Origin of the sequence: Roseibium sp. (genome assembly GCF_025698965.1) — a bacterium.
Classification (GTDB): domain Bacteria; phylum Pseudomonadota; class Alphaproteobacteria; order Rhizobiales; family Stappiaceae; genus Roseibium.
This window is the reverse complement of sequence record NZ_JAILWL010000118.1, coordinates 1-14636: the sequence shown is the minus strand read 5'-3', so window position 1 is coordinate 14636 and position 14636 is coordinate 1. Positions and strand designations below refer to the sequence as shown.

Sequence of the window (14636 nt, the reverse complement as noted above, 5' to 3'; positions counted from 1 at the left end):
AAGTAGACGATTTCACCTTCGAAGAGGACCGATACCGTCATCTCGTAAACACCGTGGTTACCAAGCTGAAGGTCGACCATCAACTCGAATTCCATGATGAATTCTTCAATTCCGTAGTCGAATGCCTGTCCCTCAACGTTGAGCATTTGCTCGTATCCGTAGGCGGTCAGGATCAGATTGCCTTGAGGATCCAGGCCTTCGGTCTGAATAGTTGTTGCGACTTCGGCGTCCATCGAAATGTAGAGCTGTCTGAACTGCGTGTCGTAGAGACTGCCTTCAACGTGATAGGCAAGACCGCTCTGATACTCCACGGGGGTCTGTTGCCCATTGACGTTCATGGTCTTGATTTCAGTCATGCGCTCTTCGGTGAGCGCGAGTACATCAAGGGTCCCGTCGTCCGAGCGGAACGAGTAGTTTTCCATTTCCAGGCCAAAGCCCAGTTGCTGCTCGCCCGCTCCGTTCGAAGACTGGACCTCCGAGACGATGTTGCCCTGCGGGCCTTCCTGAAGCTCTCCGCTCGGAAGGTTGTCCTTTCCGTCGAGCACGTACGGATCCAGGTTCAGGAAAGGAAGGTCGTAGGCTGAATACCCGTTTTCCGAATTTACTGTTGGTGTCGCCTCAGCTGCAGGCTCGATAACTAGATTTCCCGGCGGACCGCTCTGTTTTACCTGTCCGGTTGTTGTTGTCAGACCGTCTAGATGCTGCTGGAGCAGATCATCGAGATTCGTGAAATTCGTATTTGTAAATCTAGAGTGAGTATTCATGGTGTTCCCTCTCCGTAAGTCTGTCTTTCAACGCGAGATCTATTTGATTAGATCTGCAATAAAAGATTTGGTGAGAGGTGAGGGGCGTTCAATTAAAATATTTTTCATTAAATATTGGAAATATTTCGATTTACACATTAAATAATTGGCGATTGGATTTTGTAATTTTCGAAAAGATCAAGGTGAAATTCATTCTTTACTTATGATCTGGAATTTATTCTTGATAATTGAAGTCATAATAAAAGACCGGCGCTGATTGCACCGGTCTTCGTGTTCTAAATCCGTTTGCCTGTCAGTTTACGTTGATCCAGCGCAGCATCAGGAAATTGTCTGCTCTCTGAGTCAGGTCGACATTGGACTTCGATCCCCAAAGCAGAGGTTGAACGTGCAGCGGAACATAAACGACATCGTCGCGAATGATACCTGCAACTTCGTCCAGCATCTCCTGGCGTTTGGCCGGGTCGATTTCCTTCTGGATAAGCGGCAGGAGTTCATCCACTCGGGCATTGGAATAGCCGCCGAAATTCCAGCTGCCGAGTTTCTTCTCGTCGTTCTTGGTGGTGACCAGGAAGCGGACCGGATGTTCGGCATCGAACGTGCCAGGTGACCAGCCGAGTAGATACATATCGAAATTACCTGCCCTGAGTTCCGGCCAGTAGTTTCTTACCGGCATGGCGTTGAGGTCAGCCTTCATACCGGCTTGCGTCAGCATGGCCGCCATGGCTTTGCACAAGGCTTCGTCATTTATGTAGCGGTCATTCGGACATTTCAGGCCGAAGGAAAAACCGTCCGGATAACCTGCTTCCGCCAGAAGGGTCTTTGCGCCTTCAAGATCATATCCGGTCCGATTGCTGGCAGCTTCGCTGTAGCCCTTCATCTGTGGGCTGACCAGCTGGCTGGCGACTGCGGCGTTACCGCGCATGATCTTGTCAACGAGTGCTTCCGCGTTGATTGCCTTTTGAACGGCTTCGCGGACTTTCACATCCTGGAACGGGTTCTTGTCCGTCGTTTCTTCCGAGTATTTCAGTGCGCCCTGATCGTGTCCAAAGCCGAGCATGATCACACGGGCCTCGATGCCCTGATGCAGGCTCAAACCGTCCTGGTTTTCGATGCGATCCACGTCCTGCACGGGGACTGGATTGATCAGATCGACCTGACCGCTCAACAGACCGGACACGGCGGTTGCCGGGTTGGCGATGGGCAAGAAGGTTGCCTTGGTCAAATTGTGCTGTTTTTCATCCCACCATCCGTCAAACGGTTCCAGCACGGTTTGCACGCCCGGTTCGCGGGAAGTGACCACAAATGGTCCGGTACCATTCGTATTGAGGGTGGCAAAGGTTTCGGTTTCCTTCGCCGGACGAACGGCATTGTTCGCTTCGGCCCAATCCTTGTCCATGATCATGAAATTGGCAATGGAATCCGGAAAGATCGGGTTTGGATCGTGGGTCAGGAAGTCGATCGTGTAGTCGTCGACGATCTTCACTTCCTTTACCGGCGCGAACCAGGAGCTGGTGTCTGCTTCTTCGGACGACGCGCGCTCATAGGAAAACAGCACATCTTCCGCTGTTAAGTCGGAACCATCGTGGAATTTAACGCCTTCGCGCAGTTTGAAGCGCCAGCCGTCTCCGCCAATCGGCTCCCAGCTTTCTGCCAGTGAGCCTTCGATCTGCATGTTCTTGTCGCGGCGAACCAGTCCTTCATAGACGTTGTTCAGGAAGCCGAGAACCGGTGCAGAGTTGACTGCATGGGGATCCATCGTCTGTGGATCTGTGGGTGAGGACCAGCGCAGTTCCGCAGCGCTTGCAAGCGATACGGATGAAAGCAGGGCGGCGGCAAGAGTAAAACCGGTGGCAGACAGCGTGCCCCGGTGCGATGACTTTGTCATGACATCCCCATCAACAGTTGTGGTCTTATGGTTGGAAGCCAGCCTAAGCCATTTCAGTACAAAAGAAATACCGGACCCGCATGCGGGCCCGGTCAGTGTGTCAAAAAAATGTGATTAATGCTGCAGCTTTCAGGCTTTCCCGGTCACCATCAGTGCAAAGGCCTGATTCAGCGCGACTTCCTTGAGGCGGTCGAAACGGCCGGAAGCACCACCGTGACCGGCTTCCATATTGGTCTTCAGCATCAGCAGGCTGTTGCCGGTTTTGGTTGCGCGCAGCTTTGCGACCCACTTGGCCGGTTCCCAATAGGTGACGCGCGGGTCCGTCAAGCCGGCTACGGCAAAGATCGCCGGATAGTCCTTCGCCTCGACATTGTCGTATGGAGAATAGGACGCGATGTATTCGTACGCTTTCTTGTCGGTGATCGGGTTACCCCACTCCGGCCATTCAGGCGGTGTGAGCGGCAATGTATCGTCCAGCATCGTTGCCAACACGTCGACGAAGGGGACCTCGGCAATGATGCCGCCGAACTTTTCCGGTGCCAGATTTGCGATTGCACCCATTAACATGCCACCGGCAGAGCCGCCCTGGGCAACAATCCTGTCATGCGCCGTGAAATTTTCAGCTACAAGATGATCCGCTGCGGCGATGAAGTCGGTGAACGTGTTCTTTTTCTTTTCCCGGCGGCCGTCCTTGTACCAGCGAAAGCCTTTGTCCTTGCCACCGCGGATGTGCGCGATGGCATAGACAAAGCCACGGTCGACGAGCGACAGGCAATTGGTGTTGAAACTGGCCGGAATGGCAATGCCGTAAGAACCGTAGCCGTAAAGGAGAAGCGGTGCGGATCCGTCGAGCCTTGTGTCCTTGTGATAAAGAAGCGAGATCGGAACGGTTTCGCCGTCCGCTGCCGGTGCCAACAGACGCCGGGTGACGTAATCCGACGCGTCATGTCCGGACGGAACTTCCTGCTCCTTTCGCAGGACGCGTTCGCGGGTTTCGACGTTGTAGTCGAAAGTTTGCGACGGCGTCGTCATTGACGAATAGGAAAAGCGGATGGTCGTTGTGTCGAACTCGTAGCCGCCGCCCATTCCAAGCGAATAAGCCTCTTCGTCAAAAGCGACGGAATGTTCGATATTGTCGGCAAGTCTGCGGATGACGATCCGCGGCAAGCCGTCTTCCCGTTCCAGCCGTGTCATGAAGGACTTGTAGACGCAGTGGGACAATATCAGGCAGCCCGGCTTGTGCGGCACGAGATCCACCCAGAATTCCCGACCCGGTGTTGCCTTGGGGGCAGTGACGATCTTGAAGTCTTCCGCGTCGCCCAGGTTGGTCAGGATGTAGAGCGTGTCTCCATGATCCTCAACGGAATACTCCACGCCGGTATCGCGCGGCGCAATCAGCACAGGTGGCAATTCGGGCTGATCAGCCGGGATCATCCAGACTTCAGAGGTTTCATGGTCGTGGATGTCGATCACGATGGTGTCGCCGGACTGGGTCTTGCCGACACCCATGAAGAAACCGGGGTCTTTTTCTTCAAAGACCAAAACGTCGTCGACCGGATTGGTGCCGATCTTGTGGCGGAACAGTTTCGAAGGGCGGTGGTTTTCGTCAAGGCGGACATAGAATACGAACTTGGTGTCTGCGGAGAACACGCCGCCACCGCCGGTATCTGCAATGCTGTAGTCCAGATCCTTGCCCGAGGCTATATCCCGCAATTGCAGCGAGTAATATTCCGATCCCTTGTCGTCATAGGCCCAGGCGAGCAGCTTGTGATCCGGAGACTGGCTGGCGCCGCCGATCCTGAAATAGGCCTTGCCCTTGGCCTCCTTGTCGCCGTGCAGAAGCACGGTTTCTTCGTCGCCGTCCCGTGGTGTGCGGAAGAAGATCGGCTGCTGGCCACCGGTTTCATATTTCAGACCGTAGGCATAGGGGCCGTCAGGCGAGGGAACGGAACTGTCGTCTTCCTTGATCCGTCCACGCATCTCCGCAAAGAGCTTTTCCTGCAGCTCCTTGGTCGGTTCCATCTGGGCATCCTGATAGGCGTTTTCCGCCTCCAGATAACTTCGGATATCCGCGTCCAGAACATCCGGATCGCGCATGACTTCCTGCCAGTTGTCGGCGCGGAGCCAACTGTAGGCATCCGTGCGGGAAACGCCGTGGGTCTCAAAGGTTTCTGGGCGTGCTTCGGCACGCGGGGGGAAAGCATCCTGTTTCATGGGTTCCGAGGTAATAATTCCGGTGCTTGATGGCAAGGGTCAGTTTTCATCGATTTGTGACAAGAATGGTGCAATCCATCAGCTGCGAGACGCAAAATCGGCATCGCGCGGATCACCCAGGGTGGCGCTGTTCAAGTATCCCTTCTTCATCTTGTTGCCTTCGTACAGAAAAAAGGCGATGGCGCGGGTCTCGAATGGCTGGTCCGTCACGCGCGATCTGCCGCGTGTGTAATGCATGCTGAAAAGGCGGTCGCCGTCTTCCATCATCTCGACGAAATCCTGTTCATGAACGTCCGCATCCTGTCGCATGCGATCTATCCGGCTTTGAAACTGCGCCTTTGAAAGGATGTGGCCGTCGATCTCCGCAGAAAAGTCATCCGTGAAATATGTGTCCAGAACGTCCTGCGCACTCATTTGTGTCGCAAAGACCCAGTCGGACATGAAGTCCTGAAACTGCGTTTGAAGGGGGCCATTGAAGCCGTTTCTTTTCTGTTTGCCAGTCATTTCCCGTGTACTTCTTTTTGGTGTTTCTTCAGGTAAAGTGGTTGTGCCCAAAGTGGCGTGGGCGCGCTCGACGTTCAAGTTAAATCCCGGTAAGTGCAATTTTTCCGTGTCTTGAGGTCCAAATCGCAAGATAGGTCCCTTCAGGGCAAGCCGGTGTCGGTTTGCCGATTGACAGTTTTCGGAAATTGCTCCAATCAGAAAGGTGATGGTTCTCGAATCCAGGGTCTGGATCGGGATTAAAAGGGAACACGGTGCGGCGTAGCCAAAAGGCACCAAATCCGTGACTGCCCCCGCAACTGTGAGCGGTGAGCGAACCTGAAAGCGCCACTGGGGAAACCCCGGGAAGGATCAGGTAAGCTGTGACCCGCAAGTCAGGAGACCTGCCATTTCATTTTCAACTTCAACCCGGACGGGGTGTTCCGGAGGAGCGAATGATATGGCTAAACAGCACCTGCTGACACGGTTTGACATTCGGTTCTTCAACGCCTCGCGCAATCGCGGAGGGCGATATGAACCGGAAACTGCAAACAGAAACACTTCCCATTCCCGTATTCCTGGCTAAGGCGAGCGCTATCAGCGAGCGTGCTGCACGAGCGATGCGGCCAAACGGAACCGAGTTCGATCTTGCAAATCACAATACAGGTAACGTAATAACATTACGTAATCGAATTCCTGTTTTCAAAGAGGCGGATGAGGTGGCTGCAAAAACCGACGAACGTGGAAAGCTGGATCACGCACGAACTGTCACAATCGGCCGGTTGAATTCCGAGGATCCTGCCAATGAGTGCTGACCCACACAAGATATTCGTCTGCACCTCCTGCCGTTACAGGGGCAGTAACTGCCAACCCGGATTTGAGTTGATCAAGAAATTGCAAGATGCTCTGAAAGTGGCAGCGCCTGTTGTCGGTGATGATTTTGAAGTGTCTGGCATCGCCTGTATGGCGGGATGTTCGCGCCCCTGTACAGTGGCTTTCAGGGCCAGCGAAAAGGCGACCTATCTCTTTGGAGACATCGATCCGGATGTCGATATTGACGACCTCGTCGCGTTTGCGCAGCAATACCGCGACCTGGAAGACGGTTGGTGCTCGTCGGGCGAGCGCCCGGGTAAACTGCGCCGCACCGCCCTTGCCCGCATTCCGGCAGCGATGATCGTGACCGAGGCCAATGAGGTCATGGTCTCATGAGTGGTGCGGTGCTGTCTGTCAAGCGAACAAGCTGGCGATTGGGGCAGGGAGAAACAATCCTGCATCCGGTCAGCTTCGACCTTCAGGCAGGCCAGATCCTCGGTATTGCCGGCGCCAATGGTGCCGGCAAGTCGACCCTGTTGAGGCTGCTTTACCGCTTCCACAAACCCAGTACGGGAACGATCCATCTGGATGGTCAGGACATCTGGCGCCTGTCTGCCCGTGAAACCGCCAAAAAAGTGGCTGCCGTGCTTCAGGAGCAGCCGACGGATTTTGCACTGACCGTGCAAGAAATCGTTTCGCTTGGGCGCAGGCCGCATGGTTCAGGCTTTTCCGGACGTGGCAGAAGAGACGCCGAGATTGTCGCAGGCGCGCTTGACCAGATGGGACTTCACGATTTTGCCGGCCGTTTCTTTGGAACACTGTCGGGTGGGGAACGTCAGCGGGTGATGGTCGCACGGGCGCTTGCCCAGGAGCCGCAACTTCTCATCCTCGATGAGCCGACCAATCATCTGGATATTCGGCATCAGCTGGAAATCGTGGCGCTGATCAGCAGCCTTAACATCACCATCGTCACCAGTCTGCATGATCTTAATCTGACAAGCGAAGTTTGCGATCGGGTGCTGCTGCTGCACAAAGGGGCAGCTGTCGGATTTGGCCCTCCGGACACCGTGCTGACGCAGAAAAACATCGAACAAGCCTATTCCGTTCAGGCACGCTTTGCGCAGATTTCCTCAAGCGAACGACCTCATCTTACCTTTCATCTATAAGTTATGGAGACATTCATGAAACGTCTGGCTCTCTGCCTGGCCTCAACACTTCTTGCCGGTTCGGCATTCGCCCAAACGACCGTTCAAAGTTGTGACCGTGAGGTCGTCTTTGACACGCCGCCCAAGGCAGCCGTTTCGAACGACGTCAACCTGACAGAAATGATGCTCGTTCTCGGGTTGCGCGATCGCATGGTCGGATACACGGGTATTTCAGGCTGGAAGACCCTTGATGAAGAAATGCGTGACGGTGTAGCGGAACTTCCGGAACTTTCCGAGAAATATCCGAGCAAAGAAGTGCTGATCGGCGCTGACGCTGATTTCTATTTCGCCGGCTGGAACTACGGCATGAAAGTGGGTGGGGAAGTCACACCGGACACGCTGGAGCCGTTCGGCATCAAGGTCTACGAGCTAACGGAGTCCTGCATCCATATCGGTGACAAACCCAAAGTGTCGATGGATGACATGTACAAAGACCTGATCAATCTGGGCAAGATCTTCGGTGTTGAAGATACCGCGTACGATCTGGTCGCAGGATACAAGAACGCTCTCGACCAGTTTACATCTTCGCTGAATGCCGGTGAGGAGCCGTTGCGGGTCTTTGTTTATGACAGCGGTCAGGACAAGCCGTTTACGGCCGGACGATACGCCATGCCGACAGCACTGATCGAAGCAGCGGGCGGCGTCAACGTTCTGGATGACTTTGAAAAGAGCTGGGCGAAGATCGACTGGGAAACCGTTGTCGACAAGAATCCTGAAATGGTCGTGATCGTGAATTACGGCAATGTCACCGCTGACCAGAAGCGGGAATTCATGAAAAACAATCCCGCTCTTGCCGAGATCGATGCGGTCAAGAACGACCGTTTCGTCACATTGGAGTATGTCGAGGCAACACCGGGGCCACGCAACATCAAGGCGGTCAAGAAACTCGCCGAAGCCTTCTGGGGAGAGTAAGTCTTGTTACAGCGGGCAGCGGCAGATCTTAAGGGGGAGGCAACAGAAGCAAGGGTTCGCCGGGCTTCTGTCGGGCGGTTCGGTCTGCTTTTACTCATTGGTGTTTTTGCACTTTGCATGTCAGTCGTTGTTGCGCTGTCGGTCGGGGCGGTCTCCGTCCCTGCCGGAACCGTGTTCGGCATTGTTGCCAATAAACTGTCTCCCGGACTTGTTGAGGTGGACTGGTCGAAGGGCAGGGAGGCGATCGTCTGGGATATCCGGTTTCCCAGAACCCTGTTGGCAGGTTTTGTCGGGGCGGGGTTGGCCATAGTCGGAGCTGCCCTTCAATCGGTAACCCGCAACCCTCTTGCCGATCCGCATCTGCTGGGCATTTCCTCCGGGGGCGCTGCAGGAGCCATTCTTGCACTGCTCCACACCGGGCTGTTCCTGGGTCTGCTTACGGTGCCCCTGATGGCATTCATCGGTGCGCTTGTCGCGACCCTGGTGGTCCTGGGGGTGACGCATTTTGCTTCCGCCACGAGCGCTGACAGGCTTGTCCTGGCCGGGGTTGCGGTGTCTTTCATCATAATGTCGCTGGCCAATATTCTGATTTTCCTGGGAGACCCGCGAGCAACCCACACTGTCGTGTTCTGGATGCTGGGCGGGCTTGGGTTGGCGCAGTGGTCTCATCTTCTGTTTCCGCTTGGAATTCTCTTGCTCACTGTTCCCTATCTCCTGACAAAAGCAGGTGATCTCAATGCCATGACCATCGGTGATGAGACCGCTTCCACGCTCGGTGTTCCTGTCGCCCGGTTTCGGCTGACGGTCTTCGTTGTCGGAGCGCTGATTACGGGAGTTATGGTGGCATTTTCCGGTATCATTGGCTTTGTCGGCCTCATGATCCCGCATATCGCCAGGTATCTGGTCGGTGGTAGCTATAACCGTGTTCTACCCGCATCCTTGTTACTCGGGGCGATCTTCCTGATCTGGGCCGATATTCTGGCGCGCACCCTGATGGCACCGGAAGACATGCCGATTGGCATCGTTACGGGCCTGATCGGTGGGGTGTTCTTCATTTTTCTGCTCAAGTCGCGATCGCGGGCTTAAAGCTTGTCCTTCCGTTGTTGAACAATTTGATTTCAAAAAACGGCTCGCTCGACAGTACGCCGCGAAGCGCGACGCAGTGGTTGCGCAAATCTGTGGAATGCCGCTGAAGAGCTGTTTTTCCTCACCCTATAGGAGCGGTGCCTTTTACCTGCTATCGGCGATGACGGCATTCATAGAGCGTGCCCTGGGCCGACCTCGCATCAGAATGAACACCATGATCGCCATGTTGATGAAGTTCCAGGCAATGCCGTTCAGGAAAGCTGCATCATAGGAGCCGGTCAGATCATAGACCAGACCGGAGAGCCAACCGCCGAGCGCCATGCCCAAAACCGTTGCCATCATGACCAGTCCAACGCGCTGACCTGCTTCGCGGGCCGGCAGGTACTCGCGTACGATGACCGCGTAGCTGGGCACAATTCCGCCCTGGGACAGGCCGAAGATGAGGGAGACCAGGTAGAGCGACACGAGGCCGTTGAAGGGGATAAAAAGGAACAGCGCTGCGCATTGCAGGACGGAGCCGACCAGCAATGTTTTAACACCCCCGATCTTGTCGGCAAGAAATCCGGAGGCCAGGCGGCTGACAATGCCGGCACCTGTCATGATCGCAATCATGTCAGCGCCAGGCGAGACGCCAAATCCAAGATCGACGCAATAGGCCACGATGTGGACCTGCGGCATCGACATGGCGACGCAGCAGGCGAGCCCGGCAATGATCAGGAGCAATTGAAGCGCTGCGGGTGACAGGCCGGTAGACTGATTGCCGAAGGCGGCATGTGAGGGACTTGCCGTAAGCTCGGATTCTGGAGGCGGGCGGCGCAGGATCAAAGCAAGCGGCACCATCGTCAAAACACAGATCAAGGCAATCAGCAGATAGGTTTCACGCCAGTCCGAGGTGGCAAGACTCAACTGAATGAGAGATGGCCATAGCACTCCGGCAAGATAGTTCCCACAAGCAGCACAGGCGACTGCAAGGCCGCGACGCTTCAGGAACCAGTGAGAGATGTCGGCGATCAAAGGACCAAAGGTTGCGGATGTGCCAAGGCCGATCAGAACGCCTTGCGCCAATGTGAATAGCCAAATATCGGGCGCCAGTGCGGCCAGAGCAAAACCTGCGCTGAGAGACAGGGCTGAGGCGATGACGGGTGGAACGATGCCGAAACGGTCAACAAATCTTCCTAGAATGAAGTTACCCGCGGCAAATCCGATCATCGTGGCGGTGTAGGGAAGAGAGGCTCCAGCCCGGTCAATACCAAAATCATCCTGGACAGCCGGAAGAACAATTACCACAGCCCACATGCCAGCCCCGCCCAGAGTGCTGAGCAGAATGGAAATCGCCAGCCGGAACCAGGCATATGGCCCATCCTGCACGAAAGGATTGGATGTGGTCGGGTCGGACATGTTCGGCTTTCAGAAAACAAGAACCACTTGCGTATCAGCTTGGGCAGCCCGGAACCAACAAATATACTTGAAGCGATTGAACAGTTTTTGAAATGAATGCGCGGAGACGCATATTTGTCGCGGCCGCGCATTCAATTCGTCAATTGGCGGCGAGTGTTTCGGAGATTACTTCACCGAGTGACTTCGCTGGATGCCCGATCAGCTCTTCAAGTGCCGTCGAGGAGTTGTAGAGTTCACCTTTCTCGGCACCACGATCCGCATCGGCGAGTGCTTTGGCGAAACCTTCCGGTAACCCGGCACTCGCGAGGACACCGGCATAGTCGGATTCGGTCAGGTTCCTGAACGGAATATGGCGGCCTGTCTGTCTAGAAAGTTCGGCGGCAAGTTCTGCAAGGGTGAAACCCGGCTGGCCGCCAAGCTCTAGAGCGCGGGTGGTTGTGTCTGTGCCGGCTACGGTCCTCGCAGCCGCTTCCGCAAAATCCTCCCGGCCTGCTGCGGAGAATTTACCGGCACCGCTGGCACCAACAACGGCTCCATGTTCAAGCGCGGCGGCGATCTTTCCGGCAAAATTCTCGACGTACCATCCGTTGCGTAGGGAAACATGCGCAAGGCCGCTTTGATCAAGAAGCTTTTCGGTCTCGATATGTTCGGCTGCAAGAATGAGGCTCGACTGAGGAACGTTCAATAGGCTCGTGTAGACGATGAATTCGACGTCCGCCTTCTTGGCTGCATCAATGACCGCGGCGTGTTGCGGAACGCGATTTCCGACATCCGAACCAGAAATAAAGAGCAGACGTTCGACGCCATTAAGCGCAATTTTCAGGCTGTCCGGGGCGTTGTAATCGGCCTGCACCACGTTGACCTGATCGGTTGCAAGATCCTGTGCTTTTTCAGGGGAACGCACCAGCGCCCTGATGGGTGCTTCGGTCAGCAGGACGAGATGTTTCAGAGCAAGGCGGCCAAGCTGGCCGTTGGCACCGGTGACTGCGATCATGGCAATTCTCCCAAGAGTTTGATCGGTGAGTTTCTATCGATGCAAACCATGTGGACGTGGTGCTTACTTTTTGTTAGTACGTACAAAAAGGTTAGTTTTGAATTTTCTCCTCACCCTCAGCAAAGGTGTTCGTCATGACAGGTCGCGATGCGGAAAAACCGCATGAAGTCGGGTTGCAAGAAGAGGCTGCGCTGTCCGAGATGATCCGGCGGGGCGAGCTTTTTAACAAGAACTGCCCTTCAAGAGAGATCCTGAAGCATCTGACAAGCCGCTGGGGTGTGCTCGTGCTCATTGCGCTTCTGGAACGCAATCACCGGTTCTCCGAATTGAGAAGAACCGTTGGTGGTGTCAGTGAAAAGATGTTGGCGCAGACGCTTCAGACCCTGGAGGCGGACGGTTTCGTCAACCGGTATTCCCGTCCCGTGGTGCCACCGCATGTAGACTATTCTCTCACGCCGATTGGCCATGAGGTTGCGATGAAGGTGCGGGATTTTGCTGACTGGATTGAGTTAAATATCAGCCGTATCCTTGCATCAAAGCCGGAACGCTCGCATTCGGTCGATGCCTGAGGAGGACTGAATCACCTGTTATGTCGGTCCCGTGATGTCCTCAGTCCGGGGGGCAAACTCCGACCACCTCTTGATTTTCCAATCTGAAATGCAGGCAGTCTTCCGGTTTGTCGGTTTCAGGTCCCGTGCGTGTTTTAATGGGTGACGGCAGGGAAATTCGACCCAGTTCCTGCAAACTTCCTTTTTGAAACCCGACTATCCTGAGCGTTTTGCGGTCGTTCGACGGCACGGCAAGATCCGGGAGCATGTCACTGTTGAAATCAATGTCACCGGACAGAACCTGATGCCTGGACCCAATTTTGTGGTTCGAGAAACCGGCAAGTGAGGCGAAGGGAACAAGCTTGTTGCCTCGCCATTCAACGAAATGGAGCGTGCCGCCTATATGCGGCGTTTCCACGTAAGCGATTTGGGGTTGGCCGCGTCCCGCGTAATCTTCAACACCGGCTATGTTCAACCATCTGTTTGGCCGTCCTATTGCTTTCGTTGACGCGAGTTCAAGCAGTTGGTCATTTTTGATGCCGTAGAGTGAAACGCTGGCACCGGTTCTCTGGTCCGAACGGATGGTCAGAATTTCAGCGTTGCCATCACCATCCAGATCAACGAGACGTGGTGTACGATCTTCAAAGACTTGCGTTTCCGGCAAGACGAGTGAGTAACGGCGGCCATCCTTCAATTCCACATGCAGGGAACCGGCTTCGATGGCATCGCCCAATATGCCATGCCGGTAACGTTTGGTCGGCGATCCGTACCAGGTTGCCAGAACCCTCCCGTCGCTGTTTTTGAAAGTTGAAATACCCCCGTCAGGAAGGCCATTGGAAGGACGCGTTTTCTCTCCGCCCCAAACACCATCTGGCAGCGTGGGCTCACTTGCAGGAACAGGGGCCGTGAGGAGAACGCTCCAGATGACAAGCAGTGACCTTGTGGCTCTGAGTGCGGTTCTTCCGGCAGGCTCTCTATTCAATATCCGCTCCTAATTCGCTGCTTCCTAACTGGCGTAACGGTCAACGATTTCCCAGTATTTGGGATCGCGCCAGACTTTGGAAACCGCAGCAGACAGTCGCGCACGAATTTCTGGATCGAGTTCCTTGTTGGCCGCAAGCCATTGAATGCCGTGGCTCAAGGGAGCGCCGATTACGAGTTTGTCCGGATCGTATCCCATTTGGCGAAACATGTATTTGGCGCGTACCGACATAGTGTACCAGGCGTCGATCCGACCTGTCTGCAACATGGTCGTCATTTGCTCGGCGGTTGAAAGCTCGATAAAGTTTTCAATGCCTGCGCGCTGAAGAATCCGGCTGCGCTGACTTCCCAGATGAACCCCGATGACCTTATTGCTTTCAATCGCGTTTTCGAATGTGTCCAGAGGTTCACTCGTGGTCACGAACGCGCTTTCGGTGTAGATCAGCGGTGCGATGTACTGGAATTTTTTGCTCCGGGATTGCGAATAGGCAATCGTGAACAGCAGTGCACCAGGTGTGTTTTCCGCCAGTATCTGAGCGCGTTTCCAGGGCGCAAATCGGATGTCGAACTCCAGCGCAGCTTTTTCGGCTACCAGCTCCATCAGTTCAACCGCGATACCCTTTTGCTCGTTGTCGATGGAGAGCGGCGGCAGGAAACCCGTGTAGGCCACGACACGATCAGATGCGTATGCGGGGAGGGCCAATTGCAATAGAAGGCCGAGACAGACGGTTGCGGCTTGCCAGCAGGCTGCCGGCCATTTGAAAGACACAGTCACAATCCACCCCTATCAAGACGCACACGACATTGCGAAAACTAGCAGGGGTGGGTAACCGAAGTCTGAATTTGATGACGATCGCCTTGGTTTTTTTGTATCCCGAAAAAAACCGTCTAATTGCTGGAAGCGACGCGCATCGACAGCGATAGATTATTCTTCTTTTTCAGTGTCTTCGATATGTGCCGGGGGGCGACCGCCGTGAATGAAATTCATGGCGTTTCCGTTGAGGCAATATCGCAGACCGGTTGGAGCCGGGCCGTCCGGGAAGACATGTCCAAGATGGGCATCGCACTTGTCACAGCGAATTTCGGTTCGAACCATGCCATGCGAGCGATCTTCGAGTTCGCGGATTGCACCAGGGTGGACCGCATCGAAGAAGCTCGGCCAACCGCAGCCTGCGTCAAACTTTGTATCTGACATGAATAGCGGTGCGTTGCAGCACACACAATCGTAGCGCCCGATCAGCTTGTTGTCCCAATAGGGGCCTGTAAACGGGCGCTCTGTTCCAGACTGGCGTGTTACGTAAAATTGCTCCGCCGATAACTGCTGCATCCATTCCGCAGTTGTTTTTCTGACTTTTG

At 54.8% G+C, this 14636-nt stretch carries 15 protein-coding genes and 1 riboswitch; of the genes, 6 read left to right on the top strand and 9 right to left on the bottom strand.

What is annotated here, in order from left to right:
• The 4 genes from K5905_RS11720 to K5905_RS11705 all read right to left on the bottom strand — a co-directional run.
• Positions 1–764: hypothetical protein (locus K5905_RS11720; RefSeq protein WP_297583900.1), on the bottom strand; the 764-nt coding region annotated here is incomplete at its 3' end.
• A 292-nt stretch (positions 765–1056) separates the two neighbouring features.
• The gene (locus K5905_RS11715) at positions 1057–2649 is read right to left on the bottom strand and encodes an ABC transporter substrate-binding protein (protein ID WP_297583899.1); all 1593 of its coding nucleotides are present in this window, start codon (positions 2647–2649) and stop codon (positions 1057–1059) included.
• Between the two features lie 129 nt (positions 2650–2778).
• Positions 2779–4863: a S9 family peptidase gene (locus K5905_RS11710; protein WP_297583897.1), complete on the bottom strand. Its 2085-nt coding sequence runs from the start codon at positions 4861–4863 to the stop codon at positions 2779–2781.
• 78 nt (positions 4864–4941) lie between these two features.
• Positions 4942–5367, bottom strand: a complete 426-nt coding sequence (locus K5905_RS11705) for a nuclear transport factor 2 family protein (RefSeq protein ID WP_297583895.1) — start codon at positions 5365–5367, stop codon at positions 4942–4944.
• 189 nt (positions 5368–5556) lie between these two features.
• Positions 5557–5770: riboswitch (cobalamin riboswitch) on the top strand.
• 106 nt (positions 5771–5876) lie between these two features.
• Between K5905_RS11705 and K5905_RS11700 the strand changes: the two genes are divergently transcribed.
• The 5 genes from K5905_RS11700 to K5905_RS11680 all read left to right on the top strand — a co-directional run bounded on the left by K5905_RS11700 (position 5877) and on the right by K5905_RS11680 (position 9359).
• A complete protein-coding gene (locus K5905_RS11700) occupies positions 5877–6158 on the top strand; it encodes a hypothetical protein (protein ID WP_297583893.1) in 282 nt (93 codons plus the stop codon).
• Complete coding sequence (locus K5905_RS11695; RefSeq protein WP_297583891.1) at positions 6148–6552, top strand: DUF1636 domain-containing protein; 405 nt, start codon at positions 6148–6150, stop codon at positions 6550–6552. The genes K5905_RS11700 and K5905_RS11695 overlap by 11 nt, the downstream gene beginning before the upstream one ends.
• Positions 6549–7322 (top strand): ABC transporter ATP-binding protein, encoded by a 774-nt coding sequence (locus K5905_RS11690; RefSeq protein WP_297583889.1) that lies wholly within the window; start codon positions 6549–6551, stop codon positions 7320–7322. The genes K5905_RS11695 and K5905_RS11690 overlap by 4 nt, the downstream gene beginning before the upstream one ends.
• Before the next feature lie 15 nt (positions 7323–7337).
• Positions 7338–8273, top strand: coding sequence for an ABC transporter substrate-binding protein (locus K5905_RS11685; RefSeq protein WP_297583887.1), 936 nt, complete (start codon positions 7338–7340; stop codon positions 8271–8273).
• 117 nt (positions 8274–8390) lie between these two features.
• A complete protein-coding gene (locus tag K5905_RS11680; protein WP_297583901.1) occupies positions 8391–9359 on the top strand; it encodes an iron ABC transporter permease in 969 nt (322 codons plus the stop codon).
• 144 nt (positions 9360–9503) lie between these two features.
• Here the strand turns inward: K5905_RS11680 and K5905_RS11675 are convergent, their stop codons facing one another.
• Both K5905_RS11675 and K5905_RS11670 read right to left on the bottom strand, forming a co-directional pair.
• Entirely contained in the window at positions 9504–10757 is a 1254-nt protein-coding gene (locus tag K5905_RS11675; protein ID WP_297583885.1) for an MFS transporter, read from the bottom strand.
• Between the two features lie 139 nt (positions 10758–10896).
• Positions 10897–11751: an SDR family oxidoreductase gene (locus tag K5905_RS11670; protein ID WP_297583883.1), complete on the bottom strand. Its 855-nt coding sequence runs from the start codon at positions 11749–11751 to the stop codon at positions 10897–10899.
• A gap of 134 nt (positions 11752–11885) precedes the next feature.
• On the opposite strand from K5905_RS11670, the gene K5905_RS11665 reads away from it, so the two are divergent.
• Complete coding sequence (locus tag K5905_RS11665; RefSeq protein ID WP_297583881.1) at positions 11886–12320, top strand: helix-turn-helix domain-containing protein; 435 nt, start codon at positions 11886–11888, stop codon at positions 12318–12320.
• Between the two features lie 40 nt (positions 12321–12360).
• Here K5905_RS11665 and K5905_RS11660 read toward each other — a convergent pair whose 3' ends face one another.
• From K5905_RS11660 to msrB, 3 genes are all read right to left on the bottom strand, one after another.
• A complete protein-coding gene (locus K5905_RS11660; RefSeq protein ID WP_297583880.1) occupies positions 12361–13281 on the bottom strand; it encodes a hypothetical protein in 921 nt (306 codons plus the stop codon).
• Positions 13282–13305: 24 nt separating this feature from the next.
• The gene (locus K5905_RS11655) at positions 13306–14055 is read right to left on the bottom strand and encodes an ABC transporter substrate-binding protein (RefSeq protein WP_297583878.1); all 750 of its coding nucleotides are present in this window, start codon (positions 14053–14055) and stop codon (positions 13306–13308) included.
• A 150-nt stretch (positions 14056–14205) separates the two neighbouring features.
• The coding region (gene msrB, locus K5905_RS11650) for a peptide-methionine (R)-S-oxide reductase MsrB (RefSeq protein WP_297583876.1) at positions 14206–14636 on the bottom strand (431 nt) is incomplete at its 5' end.

Coding starts and splice junctions, on each gene's coding strand:
- K5905_RS11685 (WP_297583887.1), top strand. CDS start 7,338: ATGAAACGTCTGGCTCTCTGCCTGGCCTCAACACTTCTTGCCGGTTCG.
- K5905_RS11680 (WP_297583901.1), top strand. CDS start 8,391: ATGTCAGTCGTTGTTGCGCTGTCGGTCGGGGCGGTCTCCGTCCCTGCC.
- K5905_RS11675 (WP_297583885.1), bottom strand. CDS start 10,757: ATGTCCGACCCGACCACATCCAATCCTTTCGTGCAGGATGGGCCATAT.
- K5905_RS11715 (WP_297583899.1), bottom strand. CDS start 2,649: ATGACAAAGTCATCGCACCGGGGCACGCTGTCTGCCACCGGTTTTACT.
- K5905_RS11700 (WP_297583893.1), top strand. CDS start 5,877: ATGAACCGGAAACTGCAAACAGAAACACTTCCCATTCCCGTATTCCTG.
- K5905_RS11705 (WP_297583895.1), bottom strand. CDS start 5,367: ATGACTGGCAAACAGAAAAGAAACGGCTTCAATGGCCCCCTTCAAACG.
- K5905_RS11695 (WP_297583891.1), top strand. CDS start 6,148: ATGAGTGCTGACCCACACAAGATATTCGTCTGCACCTCCTGCCGTTAC.
- K5905_RS11665 (WP_297583881.1), top strand. CDS start 11,886: ATGACAGGTCGCGATGCGGAAAAACCGCATGAAGTCGGGTTGCAAGAA.
- K5905_RS11710 (WP_297583897.1), bottom strand. CDS start 4,863: ATGAAACAGGATGCTTTCCCCCCGCGTGCCGAAGCACGCCCAGAAACC.
- K5905_RS11670 (WP_297583883.1), bottom strand. CDS start 11,751: ATGATCGCAGTCACCGGTGCCAACGGCCAGCTTGGCCGCCTTGCTCTG.
- K5905_RS11690 (WP_297583889.1), top strand. CDS start 6,549: ATGAGTGGTGCGGTGCTGTCTGTCAAGCGAACAAGCTGGCGATTGGGG.